This window comes from Croceibacterium segetis, from assembly GCF_011320115.1.
Classification (GTDB): Bacteria; Pseudomonadota; Alphaproteobacteria; order Sphingomonadales; family Sphingomonadaceae; genus Croceibacterium_B; species Croceibacterium_B segetis.
The window spans coordinates 42502-60327 of sequence record NZ_JAANOZ010000006.1; the positions used below are offsets into that span (position 1 = coordinate 42502).

Consider the following 17826-nt stretch of genomic DNA (forward strand, 5'->3'; position numbering starts at 1 on the left):
GCGCCAAGCGGGCGATAAGGGGGAGGACTCGATGCGCGTGCTTTTGACTGCCGTGTTCGGGCTGGCTCTGTCGGCGTTCGCCTTCCCGGCTGCTGCCGACGTGGCGGGACGCTACGAAACCAAGGACAAGAACGCGTTCTTCACGATGGAAATGACCATCGAGACGAACGATGCGGGTGACGTGCGCATGCAAATGGCGGGGCAAGCGAACTACTTTCTGTTGAAGTCAGGCGTCGTCTACACGGTGGGCCGGGGTGAAGCCGGCCCGGTCGTCGAGCGCGTGGCCGACATGTTGGCCGTCCAGGCCGACACGCTGCGTCGAATCGGCCTATCTGACCGACTGGCAGATGCCGCAGGCAAAGCACCGCAAACGGAATTCGCTAAAATCGGCCCCGAGAGCGTCGGCCCATGGAAGGGCACCGCCTTCGGCTTCAAGTCAGACACCGGCAAGCCCGGCCCTTATGCTGCATTCGTGATGAGCGATGACCCCCGCATAGCGCCGTTGGGGAAAGGGATCGCCGCCATGAACGCCGACATGATGGGCGCCATGGGAAACATGTTCCCCGGATTCGGGCAGTTCGGTCAGGATTTCCTGCGATTCCTGGCGACTGGCACCCCGATAAGGATGATCAACGTCGAGTTGACCGATGTCTCGTGTGATCGGATTGATCCCGAACGCTTTGCCCTTCCCGCCGCGCCGCTGGCGCTCGAACAATTGAAGGCACAAGCTCAGCCCTTCCCCGAGCCGCCCACCCTGCCGCCCCGCACAAGCAGTGAATAAGGGCTGTTTGCGTCGGACTCCCACACGCCTGACGAATTTGCTACGTTGCCCACACGAAGCACAGGGAGGCACGCATGACCTACTGGATGCTCAAGGGCCGCGAGATGGCCAACTGTAACTGCGAATACGGCTGCAACTGCCAGTTCGGCGGCTTGCCCGACAAGGGCGGGTGCCAGGCGGTGTTCGCGATGGACATCGAGCAAGGCTATCACGGCGAGACCGACCTCTCGGGGCTGAAGATCGCCGGGGCGTTCCGCTGGCCGGGACCGATCCACGAAGGGCATGGCGAAGCCGCCGCGTTCGTCGACGAACGGGCGACCGAGGAGCAGCGCAAGGCCCTGCTGACGATCATGACGGGGGGCGACACCGATCCCTTCGCCACGGTGTTCGCGGTCTTCTCGGCGATGGTCGAGACCTTCCACGAGCCGCAGTTCGTGCCGATCGAGTTCGACGTCGACGTCGAGGAGCGCACGGGCCGGCTGCGGATCGACGGCAAGGTCGAGATGGACGGCGTGCCAATCAAGAGCATTGTCAGCGGCGAGCCCATCCGGGCGCAGATTCGGCTGGAGGGCGGGTTCGAATACGAAGTGGCCGAAGTGGGCTCGGGCGTCAGCCGGTCGATCTCGCCCGTACCGTTTGCCCACAACGACAGTTACGCCCAGTTCGCCCATCTGCACCTCGACAGTCACGGGATCGTCCAGGCCTGATGGCGGCGCCGATCGAGGCTACGCTGCGCCGCCAGCGAAGCCTCACCATCGCTGCTCTCGCAGTATTGACGCTGCTCGCGTGGGGGTGGCTGTTCGCCGGAGCCGGAATGGGCATGGGCGCACAGGCGTGGCTTCCGTTCGCGCCCCGTGCGCCGGGACCCGACGCGATGACCGGAATGGAGGGCATGGCGGGCGTTGCGACGTCCGAACCTGCCGGCTGGGGCGCCGGACAGCTGCTCATCGCGGTATCGATGTGGTGGGTGATGATGGTGGCGATGATGCTGCCCGCCGCCGCGCCAGTGATCCTGCTTTATGCCCGGGCAGCACCGGCACAGGCGGTCGCGGTACGTCCGGCGCCGGGGCATTTCCTCGCCGGTTATCTCGCCGTCTGGGGGTTGTTCTCTCTGGCGGCGGCGGGCTTGCAGGACGCCCTGCAGCGCTCGGGCGTGATCGCGCCGATGACGATGGACGCAACGGCGAAGTGGCTCGCGGCGGCGCTTCTCGCCGGTGCCGGGCTCTATCAATTGAGCCCGCTCAAGGAAGCCTGCCTCTCGCATTGCCGAAGCCCGGCGGCGTTTCTCTCGCGTCATTTCCGCCCCGGGCGCCTCGGCGCCTTGCGCATGGGCGGGATCCATGGCGCCTGGTGCCTCGGCTGCTGCTGGCTGCTGATGGCGCTGCTGTTCGTCGGCGGGGTGATGAATCTCGCGTGGATCGCGCTGCTCAGCCTGCTCGTCGCCGGCGAGAAGCTGCTGCCGGGCGGCCGCCGCCTGGGGCAGGCGGCCGGCCTGGGCTTTATCGCCTGGGGCGCGTGGGTGGCCTTCGCCTGAGCGCTACTTCTTCGCCAGGTGCTGGGCGAAGAACGGCAGCACGACCTGGTCGAAGCGCTGGGCGATCTTGTCGACGTGGGTGCCTTCGTACGTCGCCCACTGGTTGGCGATCCCCTGCTTGTCGAGCATCTCGTGGATCGCCGTGTCGTCCTTGATCAACCCGTCCTTGGTGCCGACGTCGGAGCCGATCGCGTCGTAGCTTCTCAGTGCCCACACGTGGCTCGGGATCATCGCCAGCGGCGAGTTGTTGGCCCATTCGGCGATCACCAGCGGATCGACCGTCGGCTTGCCGTCCTTGTCCTTGGTCAGCGGGAAGTCGGCGAAGTAGGGCGGGTTCTTGGGATTGGGCGACCAGGCGACCATCGAGGCGAGGCCGGCGCGCATGCCGAAGCCTGCCTTGTCGACGTCGGCTATCGGCACGGCGGCCATCTTGGTGGCGGAATCGACCGTCTCGGTGCGCGGCAAGCCGCAGCAGGCGCTCTGGGCATAGAGGCCGCCGAACACGCCCGGGTGGGTCATGCCGATCGTCCACACGCCGTAGCCGCCCATCGAATGCCCGGCCAGCCCGCGGCCCTTGCGCGTGGCGATCGTGCGGTAGTGGCTGTCGATGTACTTGACGAGGTCGTCGGCGACGAACCGCTGAAAGTCGCCGGTGGTGACCGAGCTCGAATACATGCTGCCGCCCATCTTGGTCAGCGTATCCGGCACCACCACGATGAACTCGCGCCCGGCCATCGCATTATGCGCAACGGCCTCGGGGACGTGCATGAAGTTGTAGAAGTTCCTCCCGTCGATCGCGAACCCATGCAGGTAATAGACCACCGGGTAACGGCGCTTGGGGTTCTTGGCATAGCTCGCCGGGAGCACGACCATGGCGTTGCGGTCGGCGCTGTCGCCTTCGAGATTGCCTTCGAGCGCCTTGCTGTGAACGGTGACCGAATCGACCTTGATCCCGGCCGGGACCGGCGGCGGCGGCGCGGTGATGTTCCCACCCGGCAATGGCTGGGCCGAGGCCGGAACCGCGACAAATGCCAACAGCCCCGCGGCGCCGGCGAGCAATCCCTTGAGCATGTGACCCTCTCTCCCTTTATCGTGTCGATCAGACGCCGATCAGCTCTCTTCCGATCAGCATGCGCCTAATCTCATTGGTCCCGGCGCCGATGTCGAGCAATTTTGCATCCCGCAAATAGCGCTCGACCGGCCAGTCGGTGGTGTAGCCCGCGCCGCCGAGCGCCTGCACCGCTTCGCCTGCGACGCGAAAGGCGTTCTCGCTGGCCAGCAGGATCGCCCCGGCGGCGTCGAAGCGCGTCGTCTTGCCGGCGCTGCACGCCTTCGCCACGGCGTAAGTGTAGGCCCGCGCCGATTGCAGCGCGACGTACATGTCGGCGACCTTGGCCTGCATCAGCTGGAACGCGCCGATCGGCTTGCCGAACTGGGTCCGCTCGCGGACGTAAGGGATGACCGTGTCGAGGCACGCCTGCATGATCCCGAGCTGGACCCCGGCGAGAACCGCCCGCTCGTAGTCGAGTCCGCTCATCAGCACTTTCGTGCCCTGCCCCACCGCGCCGAGCACGTTGTCCTCGGGAACCGCGCAATCCTCGAACACCAGCTCGCTCGTCGGGCTGCCCCGCATGCCGAGCTTGCCGATCTTCTGGCCCGGTGCGAAGCCCTCGAAACCGTTCTCGATGATGAACGCCGTGATGCCCTTGCTGCCGGCCGCGGGATCCGTCTTGGCATAGACCACCAGCACTTCGGCCTGATGGCCGTTGGTGATCCAGAACTTGGTGCCGTTGAGCACGAAGCCGCCCTGCACCGCGTCGGCCTTGAGCTTCATCGAGACGACGTCGGAGCCTGCACCGGGCTCGCTCATCGCCAGTGCGCCGACATGTTCGCCGCTGATGAGCTTTGGCAGGTACTTGGCCTTCTGCTCGGCGGTGCCCCAGCGGGCGATCTGGTTGATGCACAAGTTTGAATGCGCGCCGTAGCTGAGGCCGACCGAGGCGCTCGCCCGGCTCACCTCCTCGATCGCGATCGCGTGCTCGAGGTAGCCGAGGCCAAGCCCGCCGTCGGCTTCCGCCACGGTGATCCCGTGCAGGCCGAGCTCACCCATCTCGCTCCACAGCTCGCGCGGGAAGCGGTCCTCGCGGTCGACCGCTTCGGCGAGCGGGGCGATGCGCTCGTCGGCGAAGCGGGCGACGGTGTCGCGGATCATCTCGGCTTCGTCGGACAGGCCGAAGTCGAATTCTGGAGTGGCGCGCATTTGGGTTCCTCTCGCTGGGCCGCCTTAGCAAGACCCTTTGCGGCCGCAAACCGGTTACAGATGCAATTGCCTACCCGCACCCGCTCCACATAAGTTGTTTTGTGGGACTTGGTTTGGGGCTACTGCCGAGCCGACGGGTTACATGATCGACGACGAATCCTCTCGGGGGCCTCGCGAGCCGCGGTCTTCGCCTGCTGTTGGCGAACGCGGGGAGCATTTGCGGATTCTCGCCAGCTACGCCCCCGATGCCCTCGAAGGCGACGCCGATCTCGCCGCAATCGTCCACTTTGCGGCGCGCCTGTGCGAGGTGCGCGTTGCCGCCGTCACGCTGGCCGGCGAGGAGAGCGAACGTTTCCTCGTCCAGCAGGGCTCGGCTCTCGGCGAGATCCCGCGCGAAATCGCCTTCTGCGGGCATGTCATCGAAAACGGGCAAATGGTGGAAGTGCGCGATGCCACCACCGATCCCCGCTTCGCCGAAAATCCGCACGTCCTTGGCCCGCGGCACCTCCGGTTCTACGCCGGCCATCCGCTCATCTCGAGCGAAGGCGCGGCGATCGGCACGCTGTCGGTCATCGATACCGTGCCGCGGCCCGACGGCCTGACCGACCTGCAGAAGGAGGGACTCGCGGTTCTGGCGCAAGCCGTGATGCTCAGGCTGAGCGCTCACCGCAAGAAACTGGAGGTCGAACGCGAAGTCGAGGCGCGCGAAGAGATGTTCCGCAATCTGGCGGATTCGATCCCCGCGATTGCCTGGTCGGCGACTCCCGAGGGTCACTTCGATTACTTCAACCAGCGAATGGTCGATTTTACCGGCTTGCCCGACGATCAGCGAGGAACCGCCTTTCACCCGGAGGACTGGAAGAAGGCCAGCGCCTTGTGGCAGCGGGCGTTGCAAACCGGCGAGGTCTACGAGGTCGAGCACCGCTTGTGCCGTCACGACGGCGAGTACCGCTGGATGATCTCGCGCGCCGTGCCGGTGCGGGATTCGACGGGCAAGATCATCCGCTGGTTCGGCACCGCTGTCGACATTCACGACATCTACGAGGCCTCCGAAAGCCGCGAGCTGCTGGCCAAGGAGCTGAGCCACCGGATCAAGAACATCTTCGCGGTGATCGCCGGGCTGGTTTCGTTGTCGGCGCGCCAGCACCCCGAGGCGAAAGAGCTCGCCGATGACCTCACGGCCACGATCCGCTCGCTCGGCCGCGCGCACGAGTTCGTGCGTCCGGTCGACGGCGCCAGGCGCGACAACCTGCAGAGCCTGCTGGAAGAGCTGTTCGCCCCTTACGGCAGCGGCGACGGGGCCCGGGTGAAGGTGAGCGGCGACGACCTCGCGATCAATTCGCGCACCGCCACGCCGCTGGCGCTGGTTTTCCACGAGCTGGCGACGAACTCGGCCAAGTACGGCGCGCTGGCGACCGGCGAGGGCACCGTCACGCTTAGGATCGCCGACAAAGGCGAGACGGTGAAACTGCTGTGGCGCGAAACCGGCGGCAAGGCACCCAAGAAATCGCCAAAGGAAGGCTTCGGCTCGCGACTCGTCGAGATGAGCGTCAGCGGCCAGCTCGGGGGCAAGTGGGAACGGCGCTTCGAAGACGATGGCCTGGTCGTCGAGCTGGCCTTGCCCAAGGCGACGATCGCCGCCTGACGGCGCGTTCTAGCGCAGCCGGGGTGCCGTCTCGCGCATCATTGCGAACACCGGCAGCGCGGCCACGGCGACCAGGGCGATCATGATCCCGGGCATCAGGGGCGATCCGGTCGCTTCAACCAGCCGCTGCGCCACATAAGGCGTAAGCCCGCCGAAGATCGCCGTCGCCACGGTGTAGCCGAGGCCGAGCCCACTCGCGCGGCTCTCGTGGCTGAATTGCTCGCCGGTGGCGATCGCGCCCACCGCGCTGACGCCCCCGGCGACCAGGGCCAAAACGACCGCGCCGAGCAGCGCACGCGCGGTCGAGCCGCCGGTCATCTGCGAGAACATCGCAATCGGCAGGGCCGCGCTGAGCAGGGCAAGCACGAGCAGCGCGGGCCTGCGGCCGAACCGGTCCGAGAGCACGCCGACAAGCGGCGTGACGAGGATCACCGCCACCGCCGCGATCGTCGACAGCGACAGTGCCGCGGCCTCGCCGATCGAGCCCGCCGAGGCGAGGAACGCCGGCACATAGGTGATACCGACGTAGTACGTGATCGAACCCAGCGAAGAGATGGCGAAGGCGCGCAGCACACCGCCCCATTGCCGCGAAACGGCATGCGCGAGCGGGTTCGCCTTGAGCTCGCCGTCGGCGCGAAGCTGCTCCCAATCGGGCGATTCCTCGAGTCCGCGCCGCGCCAGCCAGACGGTCCCGGCGAGCGCCGCGCCGACGAAGAAAGGTATCCGCCAGCCCCACGCCTGCAGGTCCGCTTCGGAGAGCGCCGCCACGGTCACCGCCGAAACTCCGACCGCCAGCAACGCGCCGATCTCGCTCGCCGCCGCCGCCAGCGAGGCGATCAGTCCGCGCCGCGCAGGGTTCGCCCCTTCGAGCAGGTAGGTGATCACGCCGGTGTATTCGCCGCCGACCGAAAAGCCCATCACGCAGCGCAAGGCGAACAGCAGCCAGGCGGCCGCCGGCCCAATCTGGGCGTATGTCGGCAGCAGCGCCGTCAGCAGCATCGCCATTGACATGAGCGCCATCGACAGGAGCAACATCGGCCGGCGCCCGTGACGGTCGGCGATATGGCCGAACGCCACCGCGCCGAACGGCCGCATCAGGTAGGCCAGGGCAAAGCCGCCGAGCGCCGTCGTCAGCGCGGCGCTTCCACCGCCGAAGAACACCCGCGCAACGACCGTCGCGAAGTAGAGATAAAGGGTGAAATCGTACCATTCGACCACCGTCGACAGCGCCGCGACGGCCAGCGAGCGGTGGGAAACGCGGTGTGCCACGCTAGAATCCCACCGCGTCGGGCCAGTGCGGTGCGGCGAGGCCCATGACCTTGAACAGCTCGCCCATCTGGTCCCCGTCGATCAGCCGGTGCATCGCCGAGTGGAGGGCAGCGCGGTGCTGCGGGGCGAACTCGCTGAGCGCCTCGGCGCGCCCCTCGATGCCGAGCGCGCGCAGCCATTCGCCCTGGCTCACCGTGCCGAGCCAGCGCGCACCGCGCGATTGCGCGACTTGGGCGAGCATGGCGAAATCGACGTGGGCGGTGAGATCGGCCTCGCCCGGCGCTTCGAAGGGATCGACCTTCTGGTGCCGGCGGACCGCCTGGAACGTCGAACCGGTGCGTTCCTCGGCATGGCCGTAATCGACGAACAGCGCCGCGCCGCCTTGCTGGGCGAGGCGCCCGGCGACCTCGTAGATCACCGCCGCCGCCGCGGGGCAGGTCTCGATCAGCGTGCCCTCGGGTTCGCCGCGGCGGCTTTCGGGCAGCGCCGCGTCCATCGGCCGCGCGCCGGGGACGGCGACGAAGCGGTCGCCTTCGGTCGCCACCATGGCTTCGCGCCAGCCGTCGGCGGTGCGGATCAGCTGGCGCAGCGGCAGAGCGTCGAGGAACTCGTTGGCGACCAGCAGGATCGGGCCTTCGAACGGCACGTTCGACAAGTCGGGATGGAACTGCGCCTCCGGCACAGCGTGTAGCTGCAGTTCCTTGAGCGCGATCGAGGTCTCGACGAAGTGCACCCGCGGCTCGAGACCGTAGCGCTTCATGGCCCGCAGGGCGTCGCGCGCCAGCGTTCCGCGGCCCGGCCCGAGCTCGACATAAAGGGCCGGCTCCTCGCGTCCCGCGCGGATCCACATGTCGGCCAGCCACAGCCCTATCAGCTCGCCGAACATCTGGCTGATCTCGGGCGCGGTCACGAAATCGCCGCCGGCTCCGAACGGATCGGCCTTGGCGTAATAGCGCGCGTTGGCCTCGGCCATGTAATGCGTCAGGCTGATCGGCCCGGTCGTTGCGATCAGGCGGCGGAAAATGTCCGCAAGGCTGCGCTCGGCCGTCATTCCCCGGCGGGCTTGGCCTCGATCGCCGGGGCTTCGGCGTCCTTGACCCGCGGGGGGTTGGCACCACCGGCGAGCGATGGGCGGAGAAGCGCGAAAATCACCAGGAACACACCGACGAGGCTGAGCGGAATCGACAGCCACTGCCCCATGCTGAGGCCCGTCTGCTGGGCGAACTGCTGGAGCTGCGCATCGGGTTCGCGGAAGAACTCCACGAAGAACCGCGCCCAGGCGATGCCTGCGGTGAACACGCCGACCAGCAACCCCGGGCGGAAGCGGGCGCGGGTCTTCCAGAACAGCGGCAGCATGATCGCCATCAGCAGCGCGCCTTCCAGCAACGCCTCGTAGAGCTGGCTCGGATGGCGCGGCAGGCCCAGCGGATCGCCGGGGAAGACCATCGCCCATGGCACGCCGTCACCCGCCGGCCGGCCCCACAGCTCGCCGTTGATGAAGTTGGCGATGCGGCCGAAGAACATCCCGAACGGAACGTTCACCGCGATGTAGTCGCACACGCGAAGGAAGGAGAGGCCGTTGCGCCACGTCACCCAGCCGATCGCGACGAGCACGCCGATCACGCCGCCATGGAAGCTCATCCCGCCGTCCCACAGCCGCAGCAGGTCCCAGCTGACCGTCTGGTCGGGCGTGAAATGCGTGAACAGGCTCGGCTTGCCGGTGTCTCCGCCGGTGTAGAACAGCGCGTAGCCGAGCCGGCCGCCGATTATCACGCCGAGCGTGCAGTAGAAGAACAGGTCGTCGACATGGCGCTGCGCCATCGGCGCGCCCGGCGCCTTGATCATCCTGGAAACCTGCCAATAGGCGAGCAGGATGCCGGCGAGGTAAGCCAGCGAGTAGAATCGCAGGGTGAAAAATCCGAGGTCGATTCCCGGCCTCAGCCCAAGGTCCGCCCAGTGGATCGGCTGACTGGCGGCAACGGAAAGCAGATCGAGCATGCGTGGCGGTCCCTCGGGCTGGCGGCCACGCTTTGGCACAGCGCGCCGCGGCGCGAAACCCACCGCATTGCAAGGCGGCCGCTTATCTCTATGTCGATAGGCGATGAGCGTGAACAACGTCCCCAATCAGCGCGCGGTGATCGACCGCCGCGCCCTCGCCGAGGCGATTGCCGCGGCGGTGGCGGAATGTGGCGCGCAGAAGGCGCGGCCGAAGGTGGTCGAGCTGCTGCGCGGCGCGCTCGACGCCGGCCGCGCCGAACTGGCCCGCCGGCTCGCCGAGCAGACGAGTGCCGGATATCAGTGCGTTCACGGTCAGGCGTTCCTGATCGACCAGCTGATCCGGGTGATGCACGACCACGCGATCGCCGACATCTTCCCGGCGCCGAACCGCACCGCGGGCCAGCGGCTCACCCTGATCGCGGTCGGCGGTTACGGGCGCGGCGAGATGGCGCCGCATTCCGACGTCGACATCGCCTTCATCACCCCGGCCAAGAGCACTCCCTGGTGCGAACAGGTCATCGAGGCGATCCTCTATTACCTGTGGGACCTGGGTCTCAAGGTCGGCCATTCGAGCCGCTCGCTCGACGAGATGGTGCGGATGGCGAAGCAGGACCTGACGATCCGCACCGCCATCCTCGAGGGCCGCTACCTGTGGGGCGACCAGGCGCTCTACGACGAGGCGAGCCGGCGGTTCTGGAGCGAGGTCGTGCCCGGCAGCGAGGCGCAATTCGTCAGCGAGAAGCTCGAAGAACGCAACCAGCGGCACAAACGGATGGGCGACAGCCGTTACGTCGTCGAGCCCAACGTCAAGGACGGCAAAGGCGGCCTGCGCGACCTGCAGACGCTCTACTGGATCGGCAAGTATATCCACCGGGTGAAGAGCGCCTCCGAGCTGGTCGACGTCGGGCTGTTCACCGCAACCGAGTACCGCACCTTTCGCCGCGCCGAGAATTTCCTGCTCGCGGTTCGCTGCCACCTGCATACGATTACCGGACGGGCCGAGGACCGGCTGACCTTCGACCTCCAGCGCGAAGTCGCCGCGCGGATGGAGTTCGCCGACCGGCCGGGCAAGAGCGCGGTCGAGCGTTTCATGCAGTACTACTTCCTGCAGGCGCGCCACGTCGGCCATCTCACCGGCGTGTTCCTCGCCCACATCGACGAGGAGATGGCCGGCAAGAAGAAGGCGCGCGGCCTGCTCGCGACGTTCCGGCCGCGCGCCCGCGAACTCAAGGGCTACAAGGTATTCGGCGGCAAGATCGCCGCGCCGGCCGACGACTGGTTCGAGAACGACCCGGTGCGGCTGATCGAGGTGTTCCAGCTCGCCGAAGAGCACGGCTACGAGATTCATCCCGAGACGCTGCGAATGATCGCCCGCGACGTGAAATGCATCGACGCCAGGGTGCGGAGCGATCCGCGCGCGAACGCCGCGTTCCTCGCCCTGCTTACCGGGCGGAGAGACCCCGAGACGGTGCTCCGGTGGATGAACGAGTCCGGCGTGTTCGGCCGCTTCGTGCCCGATTTCGGGCGTGTCGGCGCGCAGATGCAGTTCGACATGTATCACCACTATACGGTCGACGAGCACACCATCCGCGCGATCGGCCTGCTGGCAAAGATCGAACGCGGCGAACTCGCGCAGGATCATCCGCTTTCGGCCGAGATCATCCCCAAGCTCGCCAGCCGCCGTTCGCTTTACGTGGCCACGCTGCTGCACGATATCGCCAAGGGCAGAGGCGGAGATCATTCGGTGCTCGGCGCCGAAGTCGCCCTCGAGCTTTGCCCGCGGCTCGGGCTGACGCAGGACGAGACCGAGCTGGTCGCCTGGCTGGTGCGCCATCACCTGCTGATGAGCGCGACCGCCTTCAAGCGCGACGTGGCGGACCCGCAGACGATTCTCGACTTCGTCGCCCAGGTGCAAGGCCTCGAGCGGCTGCGCCAGTTGCTGGTGCTGACGGTTGTCGACATCCGTGCCGTCGGCCCGGGGATCTGGAACAGCTGGAAGCGCCAGCTGCTCACCGATCTCTATGAGCTGGCGGAAGAGCAATTGCGGCTGGGCCACAAGCGCCACGGCCGCGCCGAGCGGGTGGCCGCCAAGAAGGCCCGCGTCGCCGAGCTGCTCGGCGCGGACGCCCACGTGATCGACGATCTCGCCGACCGGTTCGACGATGCCTACTGGATCGCCGAGCCCGAGGACATCATCGCGCTCAACCTGCCGCACTACTGGGCGGCCATGCAGGTCGAGGACCGCCTTTCGATCCACGCGCATTACTACGCGGCGCGCGGCGCGACGCTGGTGACGGTGATCGGCGACGACCACCCGGGGCTGTTCTACCGCATCGCCGGGGCGATTCATCTCGCCGGCGGCAACATCATCGACGCCCGCATCCACACCAACCGCGTGGGCAAGGCGGTCGACAACTTCCTGGTGCAGGACCCGCTCGGCAAGCCGTTCCGCGAGGACGATCAGCTTGCTCGCCTCAAGACCGCGATCGAGGACGCGCTCGGCGGCAAGATCGAGCTCGTGCCGCAGCTCGCCAAGCGTCCGCTGTCGCGCGCCCGCGCGGAGAGCTTCGAGGTCCGCCCGCGAGTCCAGTTCGACAACAAGGCTTCGGGCCGGTTCACGGTAATCGAGGTCGGCGCGCGCGATCGCCCGGCGCTACTCAACCGGCTCGCCCGCGCGCTGTTCGAGAACAAGGTGATGATCAACTCGGCGCACATCACCAATTACGGCGAGCGCGCGGTCGACACCTTCTACGTGACCGACCTGATCGGCCACAAGATCGACAGCCCTGACCGGCTGCGGGCGATCGAGGCGGCGCTGCTCAACGCCGCCAGCGACCAGTTCGCCGCCGCCGCCGCCTGACCCACGACTCAACGCCGCTCTGCCACCCACCGTCGCTAAGCGGTCGCTAGCGGCGCTCGGTTAATCCACCAGAAAGCAATCCACCGCGATCGCAGCCGGGCGCATTCGCGCGGGGACAGGACGGATCAGCTACATGTCATTCATGGGATTTTTCCCTTTTCGGGCCGCGGACCTGGCCATCGATCTCGGCACCGCCAACACGGTGGTCTTCCTCAAGGGGCACGGCATCGTCCTCGCCGAGCCATCGGTGGTGACGATGGAGACGCTGAACGGCATCCGCCGGGTGCGCGCGGTGGGTGACGACGCCAAGCTGATGCTCGGCAAGACGCCCGACAACGTGGTCACCATCCGCCCCTTGCGCCACGGCGTCATCGCCGACCTCGAGATTGCCGAGGAGATGATCAAGCACTTCATTTCCAAGGCCAAGGCCAACGCCGGGGTGCGCTTGCGCGGCAGCCCCGAGATCGTGCTGTGCGTGCCCTCGGGCTCGACCGTGGTCGAACGCCGGGCGATCCGCGACGCGGCGACCAACGCCGGCGCGCGCAAGGTCTGGTTGATCGACGAGCCGATGGCCGCGGCGATCGGCGCCGACCTTCCCGTCACCCGCCCGGTCGGCTCGATGGTGGTCGACATCGGCGGCGGCTCGACCGAGGTCGGGGTGCTGTCGGTCGGCGGCCTTGCCGTGACCCTGTCGCTGCGCGTCGGCGGCGACCAGATGGACGACGCGATCGCCGCGCACGTGCGCCGCACGCACAACCTGGTCATCGGCGAAGCGACCGCCGAGCGGATCAAGTTCGAGATCGGCGCCGCCACGCTCACCGGCGACGAGCCGCGCCAGGCGAAAATCCGCGGGCGCGACGTCGTCCGCGGCGTGCCGACCGAACGGCAGATCGGCGAGGACGAGATCGTCGACGCGCTGGCGGAGACGGTCGGTCAGATTCTCGAGGCGGTGCGCAGCGCGCTCGAGATCACCCCGCCCGAGATCGCCGCCGACATCATCGAGGGCGGCATCGTCATGACCGGTGGCGGCTCGCTGCTCGCCGGCCTCGACGTCGTGCTCAGCGAAGCGACCGGCCTGCCGGTCGTGCGCGCCGACGATCCGCTCAACTGCGTCGCCCGCGGCGCCGGCCGGGCGCTCGAGGACCTCGAGTACCGCGGCGTGCTGCACACCGTCTGAGGCGCGGCGAAACCGCTATTCCTCGACGATGGTGCGCCTGACCACGGGCTCTTCGACCACCGGATCCCTGACCACCGTGGTGGTGTGATCCCCGGCCACGGCCGTCGCCCCTTCGACCTTGCCCTCGGCGCGGGCGGCGCGCAGCTCGGCATCGTGGACCTTGTCGCGCGCGCGCCAGTGGTCGTAGCTCCAGCGCATCTGGCCATAGGCGAAGACCATCAGCATGCCGCCCATGATCGCCAGGTTCTTGAGCGCGTTGACCTGTTGCGCCGGGTCGGCGAGCGCGTTGTGGAAGAACAGGATCGTCAGGCCGACGTAAACGAACAGCACGATCGAGACGAGGCGGGTCATCAATCCGATGGCGAGGAGCAGGCCGGCAACCAGCTCGAAGATCCCGACACCGAGTGCCATGTTGGCCGGCAATCCGACCGAAGCCAACATTCCCGCGGCCGGCGCGGGGTCGATTATCTTGCCGATTCCCGAGACGACGAAGATCACGGCAAGCAGGATGCGCCCGATAAGCGCGGCGATCAAAGACATGGCAACTCTCCCCAAAGCTCGCAGGCCCCAACGCTTGGGGCGCGCTTTGGTGCCGCTCAGAGCTTGGGCAGCGTCACGCCCTTCTGGCCCATGTACTTGCCCGCGCGCATCGCATAGCTCGTCTCGCACGGTTCGTTGCCTTGCAGGAAGAGGAACTGGCAGGCGCCCTCGTTGGCGTAGATCTTCGCCGGCAGCGGGGTGGTGTTGGAGAACTCGAGCGTCACGTGGCCTTCCCACTCGGGCTCGAGCGGGGTGACGTTGACGATGATTCCGCAGCGCGCATAAGTGCTCTTGCCGAGGCAGATCACCAGCACGTCGCGCGGGATGCGGAAGTATTCGACCGTCCGCGCCAGCGCGAAGCTGTTTGGCGGAATCACGCAGACGTCGGTCTTGCGGTCGACGAAGCTGTTCGAAGCGAAGTTCTTCGGATCGACGATCGCGCTGTCGACATTGGTGAAGATCTTGAACTCGTCGGCCACCCGCGCGTCGTAGCCGTAAGACGACAGGCCGTAGGAGATGCACCCCTCACGCCGCTGCGCCTCGACGAACGGCTCGATCATGCCGGTCGCCTGGGCCTTTTCGCGAATCCAGCGGTCGGAGAGAATCGTCATGCGAAAGGGATTCCGGAGCGGCGAGCTGCGAGCAAGGGACGACGGAACTTATCCCCCGGCGAGCAAGCTGGCGTTGCCTCCGGCCGCGGTGGTGTCCACCGTCACGACCCGCTCGATGGCGAAGCGCGGCAGGTAGTGCGGGCCACCGGCCTTGGGGCCGGTGCCGGACAGGCCCTCGCCGCCGAACGGCTGGCTGCCGACAACCGCGCCGATCTGGTTGCGGTTGACGTAGAGGTTGCCGACCTTCGCGTGCGCCTCGACGAAATGGCGGACCGAATCGATCCGGCTGTGCAGCCCGAGCGTGAGGCCGAAGCCGGTCGAGTTGATCTCGTCGATCACCCCCGCCAGGTTGCCCGCCTGCCAGCGGACGACGTGGAGCACGGGGCCGAAATTCTCCTGGGTAAGCTCGTGGATCGAGCCGATCTCGATGATCGTCGGGGCAACGAAAGTGCCGCCCCTGGCGCCCTTCGGCAGGTCGCGCCGCCACAGCGGGCAGCCGGCCTTCTTCATCGCCGCGACATGCCTGTCGAGCGCAGCCTTGGCTTCGGCGTCGATCACCGGGCCGACGTCGGTTTCGACCCGCTCGGGATCGCCGATCACCAGCGCCTCGAAGGCGCCGCGGATCATTTCCAGCGTGGCGTCGGCGATGTCTTCCTGCAGGTAGGCCAGGCGCAGGGCGGAGCAGCGCTGGCCGGCGCTCTGGAAGGCGCTCGCCATCACGTCGCGAGTGACCTGCTCGGGCAGGGCCGAACTATCGACGATCAGCGCGTTCTGTCCACCGGTCTCGGCGATCAGCGTGGCGAGCGGCCCGTTGCGGCCGGCGAGCGCGCGGTTGATCGCGTGCGCGGTCTCGGTCGATCCGGTGAAGGCGACTCCGGCGAGGCGCGGGTCGGAGGTCAGCGCGGCGCCGACCTTGCCGTCGCCCGGAACCAGCTGGAGCACGTCGTCGGGAATGCCGGCCTCGTGGCACAGCCGCACGGCCAAGGCCGCGATCAGCGGCGTTTGCTCGGCCGGCTTGGCAAGCACCGAATTGCCGGCGGCGAGCGCGGCGGCGGTCATGCCGGTGAAGATCGCCAGCGGGAAGTTCCATGGGCTGATCGTGGCGAAGACGCCGCGGCCGTGCAGGTGCAGCGTGTTGTCCTCGCCGGTCGGGCCCGGCATCGGGTGCGGCCCGGCGAACAGCCGCCGCGCCTCGGCGGCGTAGTAACGCAGGAAGTCGACCGCTTCGCGCACCTCCAGCACGGCATCGAGCAGGGTCTTGCCCGCCTCGCGCTGGCACAGCGAGATGAACTCGGCGGTATGCGCCTCGTAAAGTTCGGCCGCGCGGTCGAGAACCGCTGCGCGCGCCATGCCGCCGAGCGCGTCCCAGCCGAATTGCGCTTCGACGGCGCGCGAAAAGGCGAGGTCGATGTCCCTAGCGCTCGCGTAGAGCACCTGGCCGACGACTTGGCCGTTGTCCTGCGGCGAGCGAACCTCGTGCGTTTCGCCGCCCTTGCCCGCCAGCACCGTCGGAGCGGCGGCCCATTCGCGCCCGTCCAGCGCGCGCAGCTCCGCCAGCAGCGGCTCGCGCACGAGCGGATCGGCGAGGTCGACGCCTTTGCTGTTCCTGCGGTCGGGAAAAATGTCCGCCGGCAGCGGGATCGCCGGGTTGCGGCGCGGTTCGAGCGCCGCGAGATCGCGCACCGGATCGGTGGTCAGCTCGCCAACCGGCACCTCTGCGTCCGCCATGCGGTTGACGAAGCTCGAGTTGGCGCCGTTCTCGAGCAGGCGGCGTACGAGATAGGCGAGCAGGTCCTTGTGCCCCCCGACTGGTGCGTAGATGCGCACCGGCGTCTGGCGGTCGCCCTCCTCCTCGGCGAGCACTTCGTAGACATCCTCGCCCATCCCGTGGAGGCGCTGGAACTCGAATTCACGCCCAGCCGCGAGCGCCTTCACGGCACCGATCGTATAGGCGTTGTGAGTGGCGAACGCGGGATAGATCGCGTCCTCAGCCGTGAGCAGCCTGGCGGCGCAGGCGAGGTATGAGGCGTCGGTCGCGACCTTGCGGGTGAACACCGGGTAGTCGCGATAACCGCCGACCTGGCCGAGCTTGATCTCGCTGTCCCAGTAGGCGCCCTTGACCAGCCGCACCATCAACCGCCTGTTGTGCCGCCGGGCCAGCGCGACGACCCAGTCGACCAGCGGCACGGCGCGCTTCTGGTAGGCTTGCAGCGCCATGCCGAAGCCCTGCCAGCCGTTCGCGAACAGCGAGTCGTCGGCAACCAGCGCCTCGATGATATCGAGGCTCAATTCGAGCCGCTCGGCTTCCTCGGCGTCGATGGTGAAATGGATATCCGCCTTGCTGGCCGCCAGCGCCAGCTCGCGCACCATCGGCACCAGCGCCGCCTTGGCCGCCTCGGCGTGGTAGAAGTCGTATTTCGGATACAGCGCCGAGAGCTTGACCGAGATGCCCGGGCTGGCTTTGACACCGCCCTTCGCCTCCTTCGCCAGCCGCTTGATCGCCGCGGCGTAGCTGGCGCGGTAGCGCTCGGCGTCGGCATAAGTCATCGCCGCTTCACCGAGCATGTCGAAGCTGTGCGACAGGCCACGTTTGCGCTCGGGCGCGGCGCGCTTCAGGGCTTCGTCGATCGTCCTCCCAAAGACGAACTGCCCGCCGAGAATGCGCATCGCCTGCAGCGTCGCCTGGCGGATCACCGGCTCGCCGAGCCGCGCGGTCGCCCGGCGCAAGCTGCTCGCCATCCCGGCCTCGGCCTCGCGCCCGCGCAGCACCTGGCCGGTGAGCATCAGCGAGAAGGTCGCCGCGTTGACGAATGTCGAGCTGCTTTCGCCGAGGTGCTCGCCCCAGTCGATCCCGGCGAGCTTGTCGTGGATCAGCGCGTCGGCGGTCTCGGTGTCCGGCACCCGCAACAGCGCCTCGGCTAGGCACATCAGCGCGATGCCTTCCTCGGTCGCGAGGCCGTAGCTCTGCAGGAACGCGTCGAGGCCGGCCGCCTTGCGCCCGCGCGCACCCTCGATCAGCCTGGCGGCGAGCCTTGCCGCGCCGGCATGCACCGCCGAGGCAGGGGCCGCCTGCCGCAGCCGCTCGGCAACGCATGCCTCCTCATCCATTCGGAAAGTCTGGCGGAGCGCGCTGCGGTCGATCATCCGCGGC

General features: G+C 67.7%; 14 protein-coding genes. 6 read left to right on the forward strand and 8 right to left on the reverse strand.

What is annotated here, in order from left to right:
• The first annotated feature begins 31 nt into the window (after positions 1-31).
• The 3 genes from G7B69_RS08575 to G7B69_RS08585 all read left to right on the forward strand — a co-directional run bounded on the left by G7B69_RS08575 (position 32) and on the right by G7B69_RS08585 (position 2315).
• Positions 32-781 (forward strand): hypothetical protein, encoded by a 750-nt coding sequence (locus G7B69_RS08575; RefSeq protein ID WP_166178223.1) that lies wholly within the window; start codon positions 32-34, stop codon positions 779-781.
• A 74-nt stretch (positions 782-855) separates the two neighbouring features.
• Positions 856-1488, forward strand: coding sequence for a DUF1326 domain-containing protein (locus tag G7B69_RS08580; RefSeq protein WP_166178225.1), 633 nt, complete (start codon positions 856-858; stop codon positions 1486-1488).
• Positions 1488-2315, forward strand: a complete 828-nt coding sequence (locus G7B69_RS08585) for a DUF2182 domain-containing protein (RefSeq protein WP_166178227.1) — start codon at positions 1488-1490, stop codon at positions 2313-2315. Before G7B69_RS08580 ends, G7B69_RS08585 begins: the two co-directional genes overlap by 1 nt.
• A gap of 3 nt (positions 2316-2318) precedes the next feature.
• Here the strand turns inward: G7B69_RS08585 and G7B69_RS08590 are convergent, their stop codons facing one another.
• Both G7B69_RS08590 and G7B69_RS08595 read right to left on the reverse strand, forming a co-directional pair.
• Entirely contained in the window at positions 2319-3386 is a 1068-nt protein-coding gene (locus tag G7B69_RS08590; protein WP_166178229.1) for an alpha/beta hydrolase, read from the reverse strand.
• Between the two features lie 28 nt (positions 3387-3414).
• Positions 3415-4575 (reverse strand): isovaleryl-CoA dehydrogenase, encoded by a 1161-nt coding sequence (locus tag G7B69_RS08595; RefSeq protein ID WP_166178231.1) that lies wholly within the window; start codon positions 4573-4575, stop codon positions 3415-3417.
• A 217-nt stretch (positions 4576-4792) separates the two neighbouring features.
• Between G7B69_RS08595 and G7B69_RS08600 the strand changes: the two genes are divergently transcribed.
• Positions 4793-6220, forward strand: a complete 1428-nt coding sequence (locus G7B69_RS08600) for a sensor histidine kinase (protein ID WP_166178233.1) — start codon at positions 4793-4795, stop codon at positions 6218-6220.
• A gap of 9 nt (positions 6221-6229) precedes the next feature.
• Here the strand turns inward: G7B69_RS08600 and G7B69_RS08605 are convergent, their stop codons facing one another.
• Genes G7B69_RS08605 through lgt form a run of 3 tightly spaced genes read right to left on the reverse strand, consistent with a single transcriptional unit; the run spans position 6230 to position 9487 of the window.
• Positions 6230-7489: an MFS transporter gene (locus G7B69_RS08605; RefSeq protein ID WP_243415088.1), complete on the reverse strand. Its 1260-nt coding sequence runs from the start codon at positions 7487-7489 to the stop codon at positions 6230-6232.
• Between the two features lies 1 nt (position 7490).
• On the reverse strand, positions 7491-8540 hold the full coding sequence (locus G7B69_RS08610; RefSeq protein WP_166178235.1) for a class I SAM-dependent methyltransferase: 1050 nt from the start codon (positions 8538-8540) through the stop codon (positions 7491-7493).
• Complete coding sequence (gene lgt, locus G7B69_RS08615) at positions 8537-9487, reverse strand: prolipoprotein diacylglyceryl transferase (protein WP_166178237.1); 951 nt, start codon at positions 9485-9487, stop codon at positions 8537-8539. Before lgt ends, G7B69_RS08610 begins: the two co-directional genes overlap by 4 nt.
• A gap of 103 nt (positions 9488-9590) precedes the next feature.
• Between lgt and G7B69_RS08620 the strand changes: the two genes are divergently transcribed.
• The gene (locus tag G7B69_RS08620) at positions 9591-12347 is read left to right on the forward strand and encodes a [protein-PII] uridylyltransferase (RefSeq protein WP_166178239.1); all 2757 of its coding nucleotides are present in this window, start codon (positions 9591-9593) and stop codon (positions 12345-12347) included.
• Between the two features lie 133 nt (positions 12348-12480).
• Positions 12481-13524 carry a rod shape-determining protein gene (locus G7B69_RS08625; protein WP_423717894.1) on the forward strand — a complete coding sequence of 348 codons (1044 nt, stop codon included), beginning with the start codon at positions 12481-12483 and terminating at the stop codon, positions 13522-13524.
• A 15-nt stretch (positions 13525-13539) separates the two neighbouring features.
• On the opposite strand, the gene G7B69_RS08630 is transcribed toward G7B69_RS08625, so the two are convergent.
• Genes G7B69_RS08630 through putA form a run of 3 tightly spaced genes read right to left on the reverse strand, consistent with a single transcriptional unit; the run spans position 13540 to position 17819 of the window.
• Positions 13540-14064, reverse strand: coding sequence for a DoxX family protein (locus G7B69_RS08630; protein ID WP_166178243.1), 525 nt, complete (start codon positions 14062-14064; stop codon positions 13540-13542).
• 56 nt (positions 14065-14120) lie between these two features.
• The gene (gene dcd, locus G7B69_RS08635) at positions 14121-14675 is read right to left on the reverse strand and encodes a dCTP deaminase (RefSeq protein ID WP_166178245.1); all 555 of its coding nucleotides are present in this window, start codon (positions 14673-14675) and stop codon (positions 14121-14123) included.
• A 48-nt stretch (positions 14676-14723) separates the two neighbouring features.
• Positions 14724-17819 (reverse strand): bifunctional proline dehydrogenase/L-glutamate gamma-semialdehyde dehydrogenase PutA, encoded by a 3096-nt coding sequence (gene putA, locus G7B69_RS08640; protein WP_166178247.1) that lies wholly within the window; start codon positions 17817-17819, stop codon positions 14724-14726.
• Between the last annotated feature and the right edge of the window lie 7 nt (positions 17820-17826).

Coding starts and splice junctions, on each gene's coding strand:
- G7B69_RS08575 (WP_166178223.1), top strand. CDS start 32: ATGCGCGTGCTTTTGACTGCCGTGTTCGGGCTGGCTCTGTCGGCGTTC.
- G7B69_RS08580 (WP_166178225.1), top strand. CDS start 856: ATGACCTACTGGATGCTCAAGGGCCGCGAGATGGCCAACTGTAACTGC.
- G7B69_RS08585 (WP_166178227.1), top strand. CDS start 1,488: ATGGCGGCGCCGATCGAGGCTACGCTGCGCCGCCAGCGAAGCCTCACC.
- G7B69_RS08590 (WP_166178229.1), bottom strand. CDS start 3,386: ATGCTCAAGGGATTGCTCGCCGGCGCCGCGGGGCTGTTGGCATTTGTC.
- G7B69_RS08595 (WP_166178231.1), bottom strand. CDS start 4,575: ATGCGCGCCACTCCAGAATTCGACTTCGGCCTGTCCGACGAAGCCGAG.
- G7B69_RS08610 (WP_166178235.1), bottom strand. CDS start 8,540: ATGACGGCCGAGCGCAGCCTTGCGGACATTTTCCGCCGCCTGATCGCA.
- lgt (WP_166178237.1), bottom strand. CDS start 9,487: ATGCTCGATCTGCTTTCCGTTGCCGCCAGTCAGCCGATCCACTGGGCG.
- G7B69_RS08620 (WP_166178239.1), top strand. CDS start 9,591: ATGAGCGTGAACAACGTCCCCAATCAGCGCGCGGTGATCGACCGCCGC.
- G7B69_RS08625 (WP_423717894.1), top strand. CDS start 12,481: ATGTCATTCATGGGATTTTTCCCTTTTCGGGCCGCGGACCTGGCCATC.
- G7B69_RS08630 (WP_166178243.1), bottom strand. CDS start 14,064: ATGTCTTTGATCGCCGCGCTTATCGGGCGCATCCTGCTTGCCGTGATC.
- dcd (WP_166178245.1), bottom strand. CDS start 14,675: ATGACGATTCTCTCCGACCGCTGGATTCGCGAAAAGGCCCAGGCGACC.
- putA (WP_166178247.1), bottom strand. CDS start 17,819: ATGATCGACCGCAGCGCGCTCCGCCAGACTTTCCGAATGGATGAGGAG.